The organism is Micromonospora sp. NPDC004540, from assembly GCF_040610095.1.
Lineage (GTDB): Bacteria > Actinomycetota > Actinomycetes > Mycobacteriales > Micromonosporaceae > Micromonospora.
Window position 1 is genome coordinate 1 of the sequence record NZ_JBEXLR010000024.1, and the last position, 13,763, is coordinate 13,763.

11 protein-coding genes and 1 pseudogene are annotated in these 13,763 nt (G+C 73.4%); 1 reads left to right on the forward strand and 11 read right to left on the reverse strand.

Going from position 1 to position 13,763, the window contains the following annotated elements:
* Both ABZV78_RS11230 and ABZV78_RS11235 read right to left on the reverse strand, forming a co-directional pair.
* Positions 1-365, reverse strand: a pseudogene (locus ABZV78_RS11230) (hypothetical protein); the annotation flags it as partial.
* 164 nt (positions 366-529) lie between these two features.
* Positions 530-889, reverse strand: a complete 360-nt coding sequence (locus ABZV78_RS11235; RefSeq protein ID WP_355637590.1) for a YsnF/AvaK domain-containing protein — start codon at positions 887-889, stop codon at positions 530-532.
* Positions 890-1,347: 458 nt separating this feature from the next.
* Here ABZV78_RS11235 and ABZV78_RS11240 point away from each other — a divergent pair, with 458 nt between their 5' ends.
* Positions 1,348-2,550: a GH25 family lysozyme gene (locus tag ABZV78_RS11240; protein WP_355637592.1), complete on the forward strand. Its 1,203-nt coding sequence runs from the start codon at positions 1,348-1,350 to the stop codon at positions 2,548-2,550.
* A 60-nt stretch (positions 2,551-2,610) separates the two neighbouring features.
* Here the strand turns inward: ABZV78_RS11240 and ABZV78_RS11245 are convergent, their stop codons facing one another.
* The 9 genes from ABZV78_RS11245 to ABZV78_RS11285 all read right to left on the reverse strand — a co-directional run bounded on the left by ABZV78_RS11245 (position 2,611) and on the right by ABZV78_RS11285 (position 13,621).
* Positions 2,611-3,774 carry an acyl-CoA dehydrogenase family protein gene (locus ABZV78_RS11245; protein ID WP_355637594.1) on the reverse strand — a complete coding sequence of 388 codons (1,164 nt, stop codon included), beginning with the start codon at positions 3,772-3,774 and terminating at the stop codon, positions 2,611-2,613.
* A complete protein-coding gene (locus tag ABZV78_RS11250; RefSeq protein ID WP_355637596.1) occupies positions 3,771-5,852 on the reverse strand; it encodes a biotin carboxylase N-terminal domain-containing protein in 2,082 nt (693 codons plus the stop codon). Before ABZV78_RS11250 ends, ABZV78_RS11245 begins: the two co-directional genes overlap by 4 nt.
* 11 nt (positions 5,853-5,863) lie before the next feature.
* Positions 5,864-7,465 (reverse strand): carboxyl transferase domain-containing protein, encoded by a 1,602-nt coding sequence (locus ABZV78_RS11255; RefSeq protein ID WP_355637598.1) that lies wholly within the window; start codon positions 7,463-7,465, stop codon positions 5,864-5,866.
* Entirely contained in the window at positions 7,462-8,601 is a 1,140-nt protein-coding gene (locus ABZV78_RS11260; protein WP_355637600.1) for an acyl-CoA dehydrogenase family protein, read from the reverse strand. Before ABZV78_RS11260 ends, ABZV78_RS11255 begins: the two co-directional genes overlap by 4 nt.
* Positions 8,598-10,277, reverse strand: coding sequence for an acyclic terpene utilization AtuA family protein (locus tag ABZV78_RS11265; RefSeq protein ID WP_355637602.1), 1,680 nt, complete (start codon positions 10,275-10,277; stop codon positions 8,598-8,600). Before ABZV78_RS11265 ends, ABZV78_RS11260 begins: the two co-directional genes overlap by 4 nt.
* On the reverse strand, positions 10,274-11,068 hold the full coding sequence (locus ABZV78_RS11270) for a TIGR03084 family metal-binding protein (RefSeq protein WP_355637604.1): 795 nt from the start codon (positions 11,066-11,068) through the stop codon (positions 10,274-10,276). Before ABZV78_RS11270 ends, ABZV78_RS11265 begins: the two co-directional genes overlap by 4 nt.
* 16 nt (positions 11,069-11,084) lie before the next feature.
* Positions 11,085-11,729, reverse strand: a complete 645-nt coding sequence (locus ABZV78_RS11275; protein ID WP_355637606.1) for a TetR/AcrR family transcriptional regulator — start codon at positions 11,727-11,729, stop codon at positions 11,085-11,087.
* A gap of 359 nt (positions 11,730-12,088) precedes the next feature.
* Positions 12,089-12,832 (reverse strand): metallophosphoesterase family protein, encoded by a 744-nt coding sequence (locus ABZV78_RS11280; protein ID WP_355637608.1) that lies wholly within the window; start codon positions 12,830-12,832, stop codon positions 12,089-12,091.
* A gap of 111 nt (positions 12,833-12,943) precedes the next feature.
* Positions 12,944-13,621, reverse strand: coding sequence for a Crp/Fnr family transcriptional regulator (locus tag ABZV78_RS11285; RefSeq protein WP_007073398.1), 678 nt, complete (start codon positions 13,619-13,621; stop codon positions 12,944-12,946).
* Positions 13,622-13,763: the final 142 nt, after the last annotated feature.

A 13,763-nucleotide genomic window follows, 5' to 3' on the forward strand; every position in this document is an offset into this window, starting at 1 on the left:
ATGACGATGGCCACGAACGCCCGGGGCAGCCAGGCCACCACGCCGTGGATCAGGTCCGAGATCGGGTTCGGGCCCCAGATGCCGAAGGCGAGCTGCAGGGTCACCAGCAGCACCGCGTAGTAGGCCAGCTTCGCGACGATGTCGCTGGCGTCGTACTTCGAGCGGGCGAGGGCGGTCTTGATGCCGCCGCGCTCGACGGCCCGGTCGAAGTGGACCCGCTCCAGGACCTTGTCCACGATCTTCAGCACGGCCTTGGCGATCAGCCAGCCCACCACCAGGATGGCGATGAAGGCGACCGCCTTGGGCAGGAACAGCATCACCGAACGGAACGCGTCACCCACCGCGTCCCCGAAATTGTCTCTCATCGAATCGGCCTCCAGTCGATAGAAGCATTTCCCGGCGCAGATGTACCCACGCGCGCAAAGGGGAAAACGAAGGCGCGACCCGCGGTGGTGAATTGCGGGCGCAGACGCCAGGCGGCGCCGTTCCGGAAAGTCGGGCCGGCGCCGCCTGGCGTCTGATCGTCAGCTCAGGTCGCGCGACCCCGGTCGGGCAGGTCGGCCTCGATGCGCTCCTTGCGGACCTCCCCGCCCACGGTCTCAGTGTCGGTGACCGTCTCCTTGCCGAGGCGGACACGCTCGACCGGCACGGTCTCCTTGGCCACCACCGGGCGCTCCTCGTGCAGGGTGACCTCGTGCTCCTCCTCGCTGATCGCCGGGCCGTCCATCGCCCTGCCGATGTTGGCGTCGGTGACAGGCTCCCGCTCCAGCCGCACCTCCTCGCGCTGCACCGGCACGCTGACCTGCTGCTGTTCCGTCACCACGTACTTGCGCAGGCGGGCCGTGCCGGCCTGCTCCCGCTCGGTGCCGACGTTCGGGGCGTCCTTCACCCGGTCCTTCTCGAACGGACGGTGGTCACCTGTTCCTGGCCAATCATGCGGTCCCTCTCCTTCCGTCGGTGCGGAATCAGTACCCACGAACGTGGCGGGAAACCTTTCTCAAAGGCGTTTCACCGCAGGCGGATCCGGCGTTACGGAATCGCCTGTTCATTAGCCGTCAACGACAATAATCGGGCCCGTCGATCGAAGCGCGGTATCGTGAGCGGGACCGGACGCCAGAGGTATACATCGATTCCTCCGAGGGGCCGCTCGCCCAGGCCGCCGCGGGCGGGACACCGCGCAGCCGGTCCGGCGGGTTACAGTACGGCCGAACCCGCTCCGGCCGATCCCGAGCCGAAGGCGAAGAGCGATTCCGCCGCCGTGATCCGCCCCTTGGCGACCGGCGGCCCTCGACCTCCCGACCAAGGAGTTTCTCGACAGCCATGTCAAGAAGATGGGTCTCTGTTCTGATGTCCGCCGCGCTCGCGCTCGGCGCGCTCGGCATGTCGCAGCCGGCCAGCGCGGCCGACGCCGCTCCCGACGGTGGTGGCCGGGCGAACGCCGGCGTCAAGCCGGGCGCGCGCACCACCTCGGCGTCCACGAGCGCCGACACCCCGGCCGGCTACACGATCCGCGGGATCGACGTCTCCAGCCACGACCACAACCTCGGCGCCATCGACTGGCCGGCCGTGGCGGCGAACGGCTACAAGTTCGCGTACGTCAAGGCCACCGAGGGGCAGACGTACCGCAACCCCTACTTCGCCGAGGACTACGCGGCGGCCAAGGCCGCCGGCCTGCTCGTCGGCGCCTATCACTTCGCCCGCCCGGACGGGCGTGACCCGGTCACCGAGGCGAACTTCTTCGTCGACAACGCGCAGTTCGCCAAGGACAGCCAGACGCTGGTGCCGATGGTGGACATCGAATGGCCCTACTGGAGCGGCGCGCCGACCTGCTACGGGCTGACCACGACGGAGATGTCGACCTGGATCCGGTCCTTCACCGACCAGGTCAAGGCCCGCATCGGGCGGCCGGTGATGATCTACACGAACACCAACTACTGGAACCCGTGCACCGGCAACAACGCGACCTTCGGCGCCAACCCGCTGGACATCGCCGGCTACACCGCCACCCGCCCGCCCCTGCCGGCCGGCTGGACGACCGAGACCATCTGGCAGTACGCCGCCGGCGACCCCAGCAAGCCCGGCAACTACAGCCAGAACGTGTTCAAGGGCGACTACGCGGCCCTCACCCGGCTCACCGGCGCTCCGGCGGTCGCGGCCCCGGTGGCCCTCCGCGCCCGGATCAACAGCCGCTACGTGGTGGCCGAGAGCGCCGGTGCCAAGCCGCTCATCGCCAACCGGACGTCGATCGGCCTGTGGGAGCAGTTCGACATGGTCGACGCGGGCGGCGGGTTCGTCGCCTTCCGCTCGCGGGCCAACGGCAAGTACGTGGTGGCCGAGAGCGGGGGCACCAAGCCGCTGATCGCCAACCGGACGTCGGTCGGCGCCTGGGAGAAGTTCACCGTCATCAACAACTCGGACGGCAGCATCAGCCTCCGGGCCAACGCCAACGGCAGGTACGTGGTGGCGGAGAGCGCCGGCACTCAGCCGCTCATCGCCAACCGGACGTCGATCGGGCCGTGGGAGAAGTTCGACAAGGTCGCCACCTCCTGAAGCCCGCCCCGTTGCCCGGCGCCCCGACGACGGGGTGCCGGGCAACGGCGCTTCCGGCGCTCAGTAGGACTTGTCCTGGCCGAGCACGTGCTGGGCGACGAAGTTGAGGATCATCTCGCGGCTGACCGGGGCGATCCGGCCGGCACGGACCGCGCCGAGCAGGGTGGCCACGCCGTACTCGGTGGTCATGCCGGCCCCGCCGAGCGCCTGCACGGCGGTGTCCACGGCGAGCGCGGCGGCCTCGCCGGCCGCGTACTTGGCCATGTTGCCGGCGACGCCGGCCTCCAGGTCGCGGCCCGCGTCGTAGAGGGTGGCCGCCTTGTGGATCATGAGGCGGGCCAGTTCCACCTGCACGGCCGCGTGAGCGAGCGGGTGGGCGACGCCCTGGTGCGAGCCGATGCTCTTCCCGCCCCACACCTGCCGGGTGGCGGTGTACCCGCTGGCCCGCTCGATGGCGTACCGGCCGGTGCCGGCGCCCATCGCGGCGACCGTGATCCGCTCCGGGTTGAGGCCGGAGAAGAGCGCCGGCAGGCCGGCGTCCAGCGACTCGCCGACCAGCGCGTCGGCGGGCAGCCGGACGTTGTCCAGGTAGAGCAGGAACTGGTTCTCCGGGGAGAGGATCTCCATGTCCAGCTTGGACTTCTCCAGCCCCGGCGCGTCGGTCGGCACGAGGAACAGCGCCGGCTTGAGCTTGCCGGTGGAAGAATCCTCGGTGCGGGCGACAACAAGCACGTGCCCGGCCTCGTCGACGCCGGAGATGTAGCACTTGCGGCCGGTGAGCAGCCAGTCGTCGCCGTCGCGGCGGGCCACCGTGCCGAGCCGGTGGAAGTTCGACCCGGCCTCCGGCTCGGTGATCGCGAAGACGATCTTCTGCGAGCCGTCGGCGAGGCCGGGCAGGTGGCGCTTGCGCTGCTCGTCGGTGCCGTGCTTGTTGATGACCGTGGCCGCGATGGCGGGCGAGACCACGAGCAGCAGCAGCGGGCAGCCGGCCGCCGCGAGTTCCTCGCAGACGATGGCCAGCTCGGTGATGCCGCCGCCCCCGCCGCCGTACTCGGTGGGGATGTTGACGCCCAGGTAGCCGAGCCGGCCGGCCTCCTGCCACAGCTCGGTGGTGTGCGCGCCGGCCTTGGCCTTCTCGACGAAGTAGCCGTGGCCGTACTTGCGGCCCAGCGCCCGCACGGCGTCGCGGAGCTGGTCCTGCTCGGGGGTGAGGTCGAAGTTCATCGCGGGTCCTCCTGGGGGTTCGACGGCTCCAGGTCGCGGCGCGGCGTAAGACGCGCCGAGCTGGAGTTGTCGATAACGGCAAGCACGGCCCCGGTGTCGACCTGGTCGCCGGCCGGCACCGGCAGCTCCGCCACCACGCCGTCGGCCGGGGCGAGCACGGGATGTTCGAGCTTCATGGCTTCGAGGGTCAGCAGCAGGTCGCCGCCGGTCACCCGCTGGCCGACCTCGACGTGCACCCGGGTCACCGCTCCGGGCAGCGGCGCGAGCAGCGACCCGGCCGCCAGCTGCGCGGTGGGCAGGGGGAAACGCGGCAGCTCGGTGAGGCTCGCCGCCCCGTCCGGGCCGGCCACGAAGACCTCCGCCCCCACCCGGTGTACGCGGAACGCCCGCCGCGTCCCGTCGACATCGAGCACCACCCGATCCGGCGTGACCACGGCCACGGCCACGGCCGGTACGCCGTCCCCGCCGGACGTGGCGTCGCCGCCCGCTGCCGAACCGTCCGGGCCGGCCGACGCGGCGGTGGGGGACACCGACCACTCGGCGAGCGCGCCCGCGCGATCCAGCCGGTACCGGACCTCGATCTCGCCGTCGGCCCCGGTTAGGCGGGTGACCTGCGGGAAGGCCGGCACGTTCCGCCAGCCGGACGGCAGCCCGCCGAGCACGGGCGCGGACGCCCGACGTCCGGCGGCGCCGGCCAGCGCGGCGGCCAACGCGACCAGGGGGAGCCGGTCGGCGGGGAGCAGCGGGGCGAACACCTCCGCGTGCCGGTCGAGAAAGCCGGTGTCGACCTCCATCGCGCCGAACTCCGGGCTGCGCAGCACCCGGACCAGCAGGTCCCGGTTGGTGGCCACCCCGTGCAGTTCGGCCCGGGCCAGCGCGCCCGCGAGGGCCCGGGCCGCCTCGGCGCGGGTGGGCGCCCAGGCGACCAGCTTGGCGAGCATCGAGTCGTAGTGGACGCCGACCGTCGAGCCGTCCACCACGCCCGAGTCCAGGCGCAGGCCCTTCGTCGGGGTGAACTCGCCGATCAGACCGGGGATCGCGAAGCGGTGCAGGATGCCGGTCGCGGGACGGAAGTCCTGGACGGGGTCCTCGGCGCAGAGCCGCACCTCGATCGCGTGGCCCTCGGCGGGCGGGGTGGCGGTCAGCGGCAGCGGCTGGCCCTCGGCGACCAGCAGTTGCAGCCGGACCAGGTCGAGTCCGGTGGTCGCCTCGGTGACCGGGTGTTCCACCTGAAGGCGGGTGTTCATCTCCAGGAAGTGGAACTCCCCGTCGGGCGCGAGCAGGAACTCGACCGTGCCGGCGCCGACGTAGTCGACGGCCCGGCCGGCGGCCACCGCCGCCGCGTGCAGCCGCTCCCGGAGCCCGGGAGGGAGGACTGCGGGTGCCTCCTCGACGATCTTCTGGTGGCGGCGCTGGATCGAGCAGTCCCGCTCGCCGAGGGCCAGCACCGTCCCGTGGGTGTCGCCGAAGATCTGCACCTCGACGTGCCGGCCGCGCTCGACGTACCGCTCGATGAAGACCGTGCCGTCGCCGAACGCGGCGGCCGCCTCGCGGCGCGCGGACGCGACGGCCTCGGCGAGCCCGGCCGGGTCGCGGACCACCCGCATGCCCCGGCCGCCGCCGCCCGCGGACGCCTTCACCAGCACCGGGAAGTCCGTCACCTGGCCGGCCTCGGTCCAGGTCGGCAGCATCGGCACGCCCGCGTCGGCGAGCAGCGCCTTGGCCGCCATCTTGTCGCCCATGGCGGCGATCGCCTTGGCGGACGGGCCGACCCAGGTGAGCCCCGCGTCGGTGACGGCGGCCGCGAACTCGGCGTTCTCGGCCAGGAAGCCGTAGCCCGGGTGGACGGAATCCGCGCCGGCCCGCCGGGCCGCGGCCAGGACCAGGTCGATCCGGAGGTACGTCTCGGCCGGCGTGTTCCCGGGCAGCCGGACGGCCAGGTCCGCCTCGGCCACGAAGGGCGCGTCGGCGTCCGCGTCGGAGTGCACGGCGATCGTCGTGATCCCGAGCGCGCGGCAGGTGGCGAAGATCCGGCGGGCGATCTCCCCCCGGTTGGCGACCAACAATCGACTGATCATCAGTTGACCCCTCACATCCGGAAGACGCCGAAGCCGTCGGCGCCCTGCACCGGTCCGTTGTGGATCGCCGACAGGCAGAGCCCGAGGACGGTACGGGTGTCCCGGGGGTCGATCACCCCGTCGTCGTAGAGCCGGCCGGAGAGGAAGAGCGCCCCGGACTGGGACTCGATCTGCTGTTCGACCATCATCCGCATGGCGGCGTCGGACTCCTCGTCGTAGTCGCGGCCCCGCGCCGCGGCGGCCTGCCGGGCGACGATCGACAGCACCCCGGCGAGCTGCGCCGGCCCCATCACCGCCGACTTGGCGTTCGGCCAGGTGAACAGGAACCGCGGCTCGTACGCCCGGCCGCACATGCCGTAGTTGCCGGCACCGTAGGAGGCGCCCAGGTTGACGGTCAGGTGCGGCACCTTCGAGTTCGACACGGCGTTGATCATGAGGGCGCCGTGCTTGATGATGCCGCGCTGCTCGTACTCGGTGCCGACCATGTAGCCGGTGGTGTTCTGGAGGAAGACCAGCGGGGTGTCGGCGGCGTTGGCGAGCTGGATGAACTGCGCCGCCTTCTGCGCCTCCTCGCTGAACAGCACGCCCCGGGCGTTGGCCAGCACGCCGACCGGGTAACCGTGCAGCTCGCCCCAGCCGGTGACCAGCGCGGTGCCGTAGGCGGGCTTGAACTCGTCGAACTCGCTGCCGTCCAGCACCCGGGCCAGCACCTCGCGCGGGTCGAACGGCACCTTGAGGTCGGCGCTGGCGATGCCGAGCAGTTCCTCCGGGTCGTGCTTCGGCGGCCGGGGGAACGGGTTGCGCGGCGGCGGGCCCTGCTTGCGCCAGTTGAGCCGGCGTACGCACTGCCGGGCCAGCCGGATGCCGTCCCGCTCGTCCTCGGCGAGGAAGTCGGCCAGGCCGGACGTCGTGGCGTGCATGGCGGCCCCGCCCAGCGACTCGTCGTCGGTGACCTCGCCGGTGGCCATCTTCACCAGCGGCGGCCCGGCCAGGTAGACCTGCGACCGGTCCCGGATCATGATCGTGTAGTCCGACATGCCCGGCACGTACGCGCCACCGGCGGTGGCGTTGCCGAAGACCACGCTGACCGTGGGGATCTTCGCCGCGGAGAGCCGGGTCAGGTCGCGGAACACGCGGCCGCCCGGGATGAAGATCTCCGCCTGGGTGGGCAGATCCGCACCGGCGCTCTCCACCAGGTTGACCATGGGCAGCCGGTTGGCCAGGGCGATCTCGCCGGCCCGCCGGGTCTTGGCGAGCGCCCAGGGGTTCACGGCCCCGCCGCGTACCGTCGGGTCGTTGGCGATGACCAGGCACTCCACGCCCTCGACCACCCCGATGCCGGTGACCGTGCTGGCCCCGACCGGGAAGTCGGTGCCGTAGGCGGCCACCGGTGACAGCTCCAGGAACGGGCTGTCCGGGTCGAGCAGCAGCTCGATGCGTTCCCGGGGGAGCAGCTTGCCGCGCTTGTGGTGCCGGGTCACGTACTTCTCGCCGCCGCCGGCCCGGGCCTGGTCCAGCGCGGCCTCCAGCTCCGTGAGGCGCTCCAGCAGCGCCTCACGGTTGGCCCGGTGGGCCCGCGAGGACGGGTCGATCGCGCTCTCCAGTGTCGTCACAGGCCCATGCCCTTCGCGATGATCTCGTTCATGATCTCCGTGGTGCCGCCGCCGATGCCGAGGATCCGGGCGTCCCGGTAGTGCCGTTCCACCTCGGCGTCGCGCAGGTAGCCGAAGCCGCCGTGCAGTTGCAGCGCCGCGTCGACGACGAAGTCGCAGGCCGCCACCGCGACGTTCTTCGCCATCGCCACCTCGGTCACCACCGGCTCGCCGGCGGCGACCCGCTCGGCCACGTCGTGCACGTACTCCCGGGCCGCCTCGGCGCGGGTGTGCATCTCGGCCAGCCGGTGCCGGACGAGCTGCCGGCTGGCCAGCGGGCGGCCGAAGGTGGACCGGTCGCGGCACCAGCGGGTGGCCAACTCCACGCAGCGCTGCGCTGTGGCGTAGGCCTGGGTGGCCAGGGAGAGCCGCTCGGTCGCGAACTGCTGCATGATCGCCAGGAAGCCGGTGTCCTCCGGGCCGATCCGATTGGTCACCGGCACCCGGACGTCGACGAAGGAGAGCTCGGCGGTGTCTGAGCAGTGCCAGCCGAGCTTCTCCAGCCGCCGGCCGACGGTGAATCCGGGCAGGCCCTTCTCGATCACGAGCAGGCTCAGCGAGCCGGAGCCGGGGAAGTCGGTGCAGACCGCGGTGGTCACGAAGTCCGCCCGGATCCCGCTGGTGATGTAGGTCTTCGCCCCGTTCACCACGTAGTGGTCGCCGTCCCGCCGGGCGCAGGTGCGGATGCCCGCCACGTCGGAGCCGCCGTCCGGCTCGGTGATCGCCAGCGAGCCGATCATCGTGCCGGCGAGCGTCGGCCGCACGTACCTCTCGAGGAGGCCGTCGTCCCGCGAGGCGACCATGTGCGGCAGCGCGATGCCGTGGGTGAAGAGCGCGGCGATCAGCCCGGACGAGCCGCCCGAGCGGATGATCTCCTCGGTGACCAGGATCGAGTCGAGCAGGTCGCCGCCGCTGCCGCCGACCGACTCGGGGAAGCCGATGCCGAGCAGCCCGATCTTCGCGGCGGTCTCGTGCAGCGACCGGGGCACCTCGCCGGCCCGCTCCCAGTCGTCGAGGTAGGGCAGGACCTCCTTGGTCACGAAGGCCCGGGTCAGCTCGCGGAGCTGCCGCCGTTCGGGAGTGTCCACGATGGTCACGACGGCACCTCCGCGGTGAGGTCGGCGGGCAGGTCGACCACCCGGGAGCGGAGCAGCTCGCCGAGCGCCTTGGCCTGCGGGTCGAAGCGGGTGGAGGCCGCCACCCCCTGGCCGAGCAGCCCCCGGATCACGAAGTTGACCGCGCGCAGGTTCGGCAGCTCGTGGCGTTCGACGGTCAGCGGGGCGGTCTCCGGCAGCAGCTCGGCCAGCCGCGCCACGGTCAACCAGCCGCGCAGCCAGGCCCAGGTCGCGTCGGTCCGGGCCCAGACGCCGAGGTTGGCGTCGCCGCCCTTGTCGCCCGACCGCGCCCCGACCAGCTCGCCGAGCGGCGCCCGCCGGGTCGGCCCGGTGCCGGGCTCCGGTCCCGTCGCCGGCTCGTAGGGCGGGGGAGCCGCCGTCCGCGTCGGCGGGGCGATCGGCACCCGGGTGCCGTCCGGCAGCACGGCCACGTGCGCGACCGCGTCCTGCGGCACGGCGTCGGCGGTGAACACCCCGTACGGGGTGGCGTCGCCGGGCAGCGTGGTCAGCGTGCAACCCGGGTAGGAGGCCAGGGCCAGCTCCACGGCGGCCGCCGAGAAGGCCCGCCCGGCCCGCGTCTTGTCACCGTCCCGCAGGTGCACGTGCAGCAGTGCGCTCGCCGCCTCGGTGTCGGTGGCGTCCGGGTGGTCGGTCCGGGCCAGCGTGAACTCCAGCCCCTCCTTGCCGACCGCCTCCTCCAGCTGCCCTCGGACCAGGGCCGCCTTGGCGGGGATGTCCAGCCCGCAGAGCACGAACGTCATCGAGTTGCGGAAGCCGCCCAGGTTGTTGACGCCCACCTTGAGGGTGCCCGGCGGGGGCGTGCCCCGGACACCGGAGACCCGCACCCGGTCCGGCCCCTCCTGGGCCAGCTCCACGGTGTCCAGCCGGGTCACCACGTCCGGCCCGAGATACGCCGGCCCGCCCACCTCGTACAGCAGTTGGGCGGTCACCGTCTCGACGGTGACCGCGCCGCCGGTGCCGGGGTGCTTGGTGAGCACCGCGGAGCCGTCCGGGTGCAGCTCGGCGATGGGGAAGCCGGGGCGGTGCCCGCCGTCGGGCAACTCGGTGAAGAAGCTGAAGTTGCCGCCGGTGACCTGCGCCCCGCACTCGATGAGGTGCCCGGCCACGGTCGCCCCGGCCAGCGCGTCGAGGTCGTCCCGGGTCCAGCCGAAGCGGGAAATGGCCGGGCCGACCGCCAGCGAGGCGTCACTCACCCGCCCGGTGACCACCACGTCCGCCCCGGCGTCGAGGCAGGCCGCGATCCCGAACGCCCCCAGGTACGCGTTCGCGGTCAACGCGTCCGGTCGGGCGAGGGCGTCGCCTTCGACGTACCCGACCCGGACGGTGAGGCCGAGCCGGTCGGCGAGCGCGCCGATCGCGGCGGCCAGCCCCGCCGGGTTGAGCCCGCCGGCGTTGGTGACCAGCCGGACCCCGCGCTCCAGCGCGGTGCCGAGGGTGCCTTCGAGCTGGCGCAGGAACGTCTTCGCGTAGCCGAGCGAGGGGTCGCGCATCCGGTCCCGGCCGAGGATCAGCATGGTCAGCTCGGCCAGGTAGTCGCCGGTCAGCACGTCCAGCTCGCCGCCGTCGAGCATCTCCCGCCAGGCGGAGAGGCGGTCGCCGTAGAAGCCGGAGGCGTTGCCGATCCGCAGCGCGGTCACCGGAGCACCCCGCTGCCCGCCGCCGCCCGCTTGCCGCCGGGCGGCCCCGCGAACGCCTGGGCCACGTCCAGCCACTCGTCGGCGACCGGCCCGGTGGCCACCAACGCCAGGTCGGCGCGGTGCCGGCGCTGGGTCACCAGCAGGCAGAAGTCGAGCGCCGGGCCGGTGACCCGGTCGGCCGCGTCCACGGGCCCGAAGGCCCAGTCGTCCCCGTCGGGCCCCACCAGCTCGATCCGGACCGGCGCCGCCGGCACCGCGCGGCCGTGGGCCGCGAAGCCGTGCCCGAGGGTACGGAAGCCCAGGTGCGCGACGTGCCGCAGCCGGGCCGTCGGGGTACGCCGGACGCCCAGCGCGTCGGCCACGTCCTCGCCGTGCGCCCAGGTCTCCATGAGCCGGGCGGTCGCCATCGAGGCGGGCGACATCCGGGTGCCGTACCAGGGCAGCTTCTCCCCGGCCGGCGCGGCGGCGAGCGCCGCCGCGAGCGCGGCCCGGCCCGCCCGCCAGCGGGCCAGCAGCGCGGCGGGTGGAGCGAGGAACGACTCGGCACCGTCGTCGACCAGCCGGGACGGGTCCGGGGCGGCGGTGACCGAGGCGAAGAACGCCGCGGCGTCGGTCGCCGCGAGGTGGGCCACGTGGTCGGTCCACGCCAGATGGGCGATCTGGTGGGCGACGCTCCACCCCGGTGCCGGGGTCGGCCGCGCCCAGGCGTCCGGCGGCAGCGGCGCGACGAGGGCGTCGAGCTGCTCGGACTCGGCGGCCAGGTCCGCGAGCAGGGCTGTCAGGTCGACCATGGTGCCTCCGGGGGACTCAGTGCGGCCGCGCGCTCCCGGGCGTCGGCGGTCCGGCGTCGGGGGTGAGCAGGGCGGCGAGCTGGCGCTTCCAGGTGTGCAGCAGGGCGGCGCGGCGGGCCGAGTCGTCGCTGAGCAGGTTGGCCACGCCGAGGCCGCGGAGCAGGTCGAGGGTGGCCTGCACCGCCTCGCGGACGCCGGGTCGCCGTTCGTCCACGCCGAGCAGCTCGACGGTCAGCCGGTGCATCTCGCGGCCGACCCGGGCTTCGAGGGGGACCAGGGCGCCGCGCAGCTCGGCGTCGGTGCGGGCGGCCACCCACAGCTCCAGCGCGGCGACGAAGAGCGGCCCGGTGAAGGCGGCGGCGAGCAGGTCGACCACCCCGTCGAGCCGCCGCGGCCCGGCCGGCAACGCGGCCGCCTCGGTGCGCAGCTCCGCTGCCCGGCGCTCGGTGAGGTGGGTGACCGCGGCGGTGACCAGGGCCGCCTTGGTCGGGTAGTGGTGCAGCTGGGCGCCCCGGGAGACGCCGGCCCGGGCCGCCACGACCGTCGTGGTGGTGCCGGACCAGCCGTGCTCCACCAGGCACTCGACGGTCGCCTCCAGCAGCCGGGCCTGGGTGGCGCGGCTGCGCTCCTGCTGAGGGACGCGGGTCGATGCGGCGGGCACGGGGACAGCGTGCCGCCCCCGAAACAAACAGTCAAGCCTGACTTTTTTTGGCCGACGGCCGTCCGTCCGGAGTGGTGGGCCGGCGCGGTAGGTCGGCATCCGATTGGTCGTGCGCCGCTAGGAACTTGATGACGTGGATGACTCGCGCCAGGGCCGGCCGGCGCGAGGGGGACAGCCGGCGTGGCGGACGGCGCGGCCGGCGGCGCCTTCGAGGGCGGCCTGATCCGCATACGTCATCAAGTTCGTAGCCGGCGCGAGGTCATCGCCGGCCGCCCCGGGGCTCGACGGCCCCGGTCCGCCACGCCGACGGTCGCCCCGTCCTTTGTGGAGCTGATGTCACAAACGGTTCACACTTCTTGTCAGCGGCCGTCGCGCGGGCCGAAGACGGTGAGCGCGTCGGCGTCCGAGTGGCGGGAGCGCAGGTACTCGTCGGCCCAGGCGGCGGCGTCCGGGAAGCCCGACTCGGCCGCCACCCGGGCGCAGGCGACGTCCACGTCGTAGCCCGTCCGGCGCAGCTGCACGCCCGGCCCGAGCAGCGCCCACCAGGCGCCCGCGCCGCCGTACGGCATGCCGACGCTGCCCGGGTTGACCACCAGGCGGCGGTCGACCAGCCGGGTGAACGGCATGTGGGTGTGCCCGCAGACCACCGTGCCGACCTCGGCGGGCAGCCCCGCGAAGACTTCGGCCCACCGTTCCAGCCGGGAGTCGACCAGCACGACCTCCTCGTCGTCGCGGGGCGTGGCGTGGCAGAAGAGCACCTGGCCGAGGCCGGCGACCGGCAGCGTGACGGTCGGCGGCAGCGCGGCCAACCGGGCCACCTGGTCGTCGCGGAGCTGGGTCGCGGCCCAGTCGGACACCTCGATGCTGGCCGGCCGCCCGGCCCGCGCCTCGACCAGTTCGCGGTCGGCGTTGCCGCCGACCCAGCAGGCCCGGTCGCCGAGCGAGGCGAGCAGGTCGAGCACCTCGACCGGCTGGGGGCCGGCGGCGATGTCCCCGGTGAGCACGATCAGGTCGGCGCCGGCGACGTCCGGCTCGGCCAGGACGGCCTCCAGCGCCGGCAGCGCGCCGTGGATGTCGGAGAGGACAGCTACCCGCTCGATCATCGCCCCAGCCTCCGCCGCCCCGGCCGGATGGTCCAGCAATTCTGCGCCGGGCAGAGACGGAACCGGCCCGGACCGCGTGGGCGGGCCGGGCCGGGACGTCGGGTGGAGCGGTCAGACCCGCGCGCGGCGGGCCAGGCGCTCCGGGTCGAGGATGATGATGCTCTTGCCGTCCAGCCGCAGCCAGCCGCGCGAGGCGAAGTCGGCCAGGGCCTTGTTGACGGTCTCCCGGGAGGCGCCGACGAGCTGGGCGATCTCCTCCTGGGTCAGGTCGTGGGTCACCCGCAGCACGCCGCCGTCGCGGGTGCCGAACCGGCCGGCCATCTGGAGCAGGTTCTTGGCGACCCGGCCGGGCACGTCGGTGAAGATCAGGTCGGCCAGCGAGTCGTTCGTCCGGCGCAGCCTGCGGGCGAGCACGCGCAGCAGCTGCTCGGCGATCTCGGGCCGGTTGTTCAGCCAGGGCCGCAGCGCCTGCTTGCGCAGCCGGACCAACCGGGTGTCGGTGACCGCCGTGGCCGTCGCCGTACGCGGGCCGGGGTCGAAGAGCGACAGCTCGCCGACCATGTCCGACGGGCCCATCACGGCGATCAGGTTCTGCCGGCCGTCCGCCGCGCGGCGACCCACCTTGATCTTGCCGGACAGGAGGATGTAGAGACTGTCACCGGGCTCGCCCTCGTTGAAGACGACCTCGCCCTTGCGGACCTCGATCGTCTCCATCTCCTTGGCGAGCGCCTCGGCAGCCTCCGGGTCGACACCCTGGAAGATCCCGCTGCGGGCCAGTACCTCGTCCATCGCGCACCTCCGCTTGCGCGTGCCGTCCGTCGGCCGGGTCCGCCGTCCGCTGATCCCTCGCGCGCCGCCAGTCTAGGCGCACATGAGCAGGAATCAGAGGTGCACCCCTGGAATCTTGATCGTTGGGCGTAACCTGCCCGAC

What these genes read in the sequence shown, in the direction of transcription:
- ABZV78_RS11285 (WP_007073398.1), bottom strand. Translation starts at nt 13,621, where the DNA reads ATGGACGAGGTACTGGCCCGCAGCGGGATCTTCCAGGGTGTCGACCCG.
- ABZV78_RS11280 (WP_355637608.1), bottom strand. Translation starts at nt 12,832, where the DNA reads ATGATCGAGCGGGTAGCTGTCCTCTCCGACATCCACGGCGCGCTGCCG.
- ABZV78_RS11270 (WP_355637604.1), bottom strand. Translation starts at nt 11,068, where the DNA reads ATGGTCGACCTGACAGCCCTGCTCGCGGACCTGGCCGCCGAGTCCGAG.
- ABZV78_RS11250 (WP_355637596.1), bottom strand. Translation starts at nt 5,852, where the DNA reads ATGATCAGTCGATTGTTGGTCGCCAACCGGGGGGAGATCGCCCGCCGG.
- ABZV78_RS11240 (WP_355637592.1), top strand. Translation starts at nt 1,348, where the DNA reads ATGTCCGCCGCGCTCGCGCTCGGCGCGCTCGGCATGTCGCAGCCGGCC.
- ABZV78_RS11245 (WP_355637594.1), bottom strand. Translation starts at nt 3,774, where the DNA reads ATGAACTTCGACCTCACCCCCGAGCAGGACCAGCTCCGCGACGCCGTG.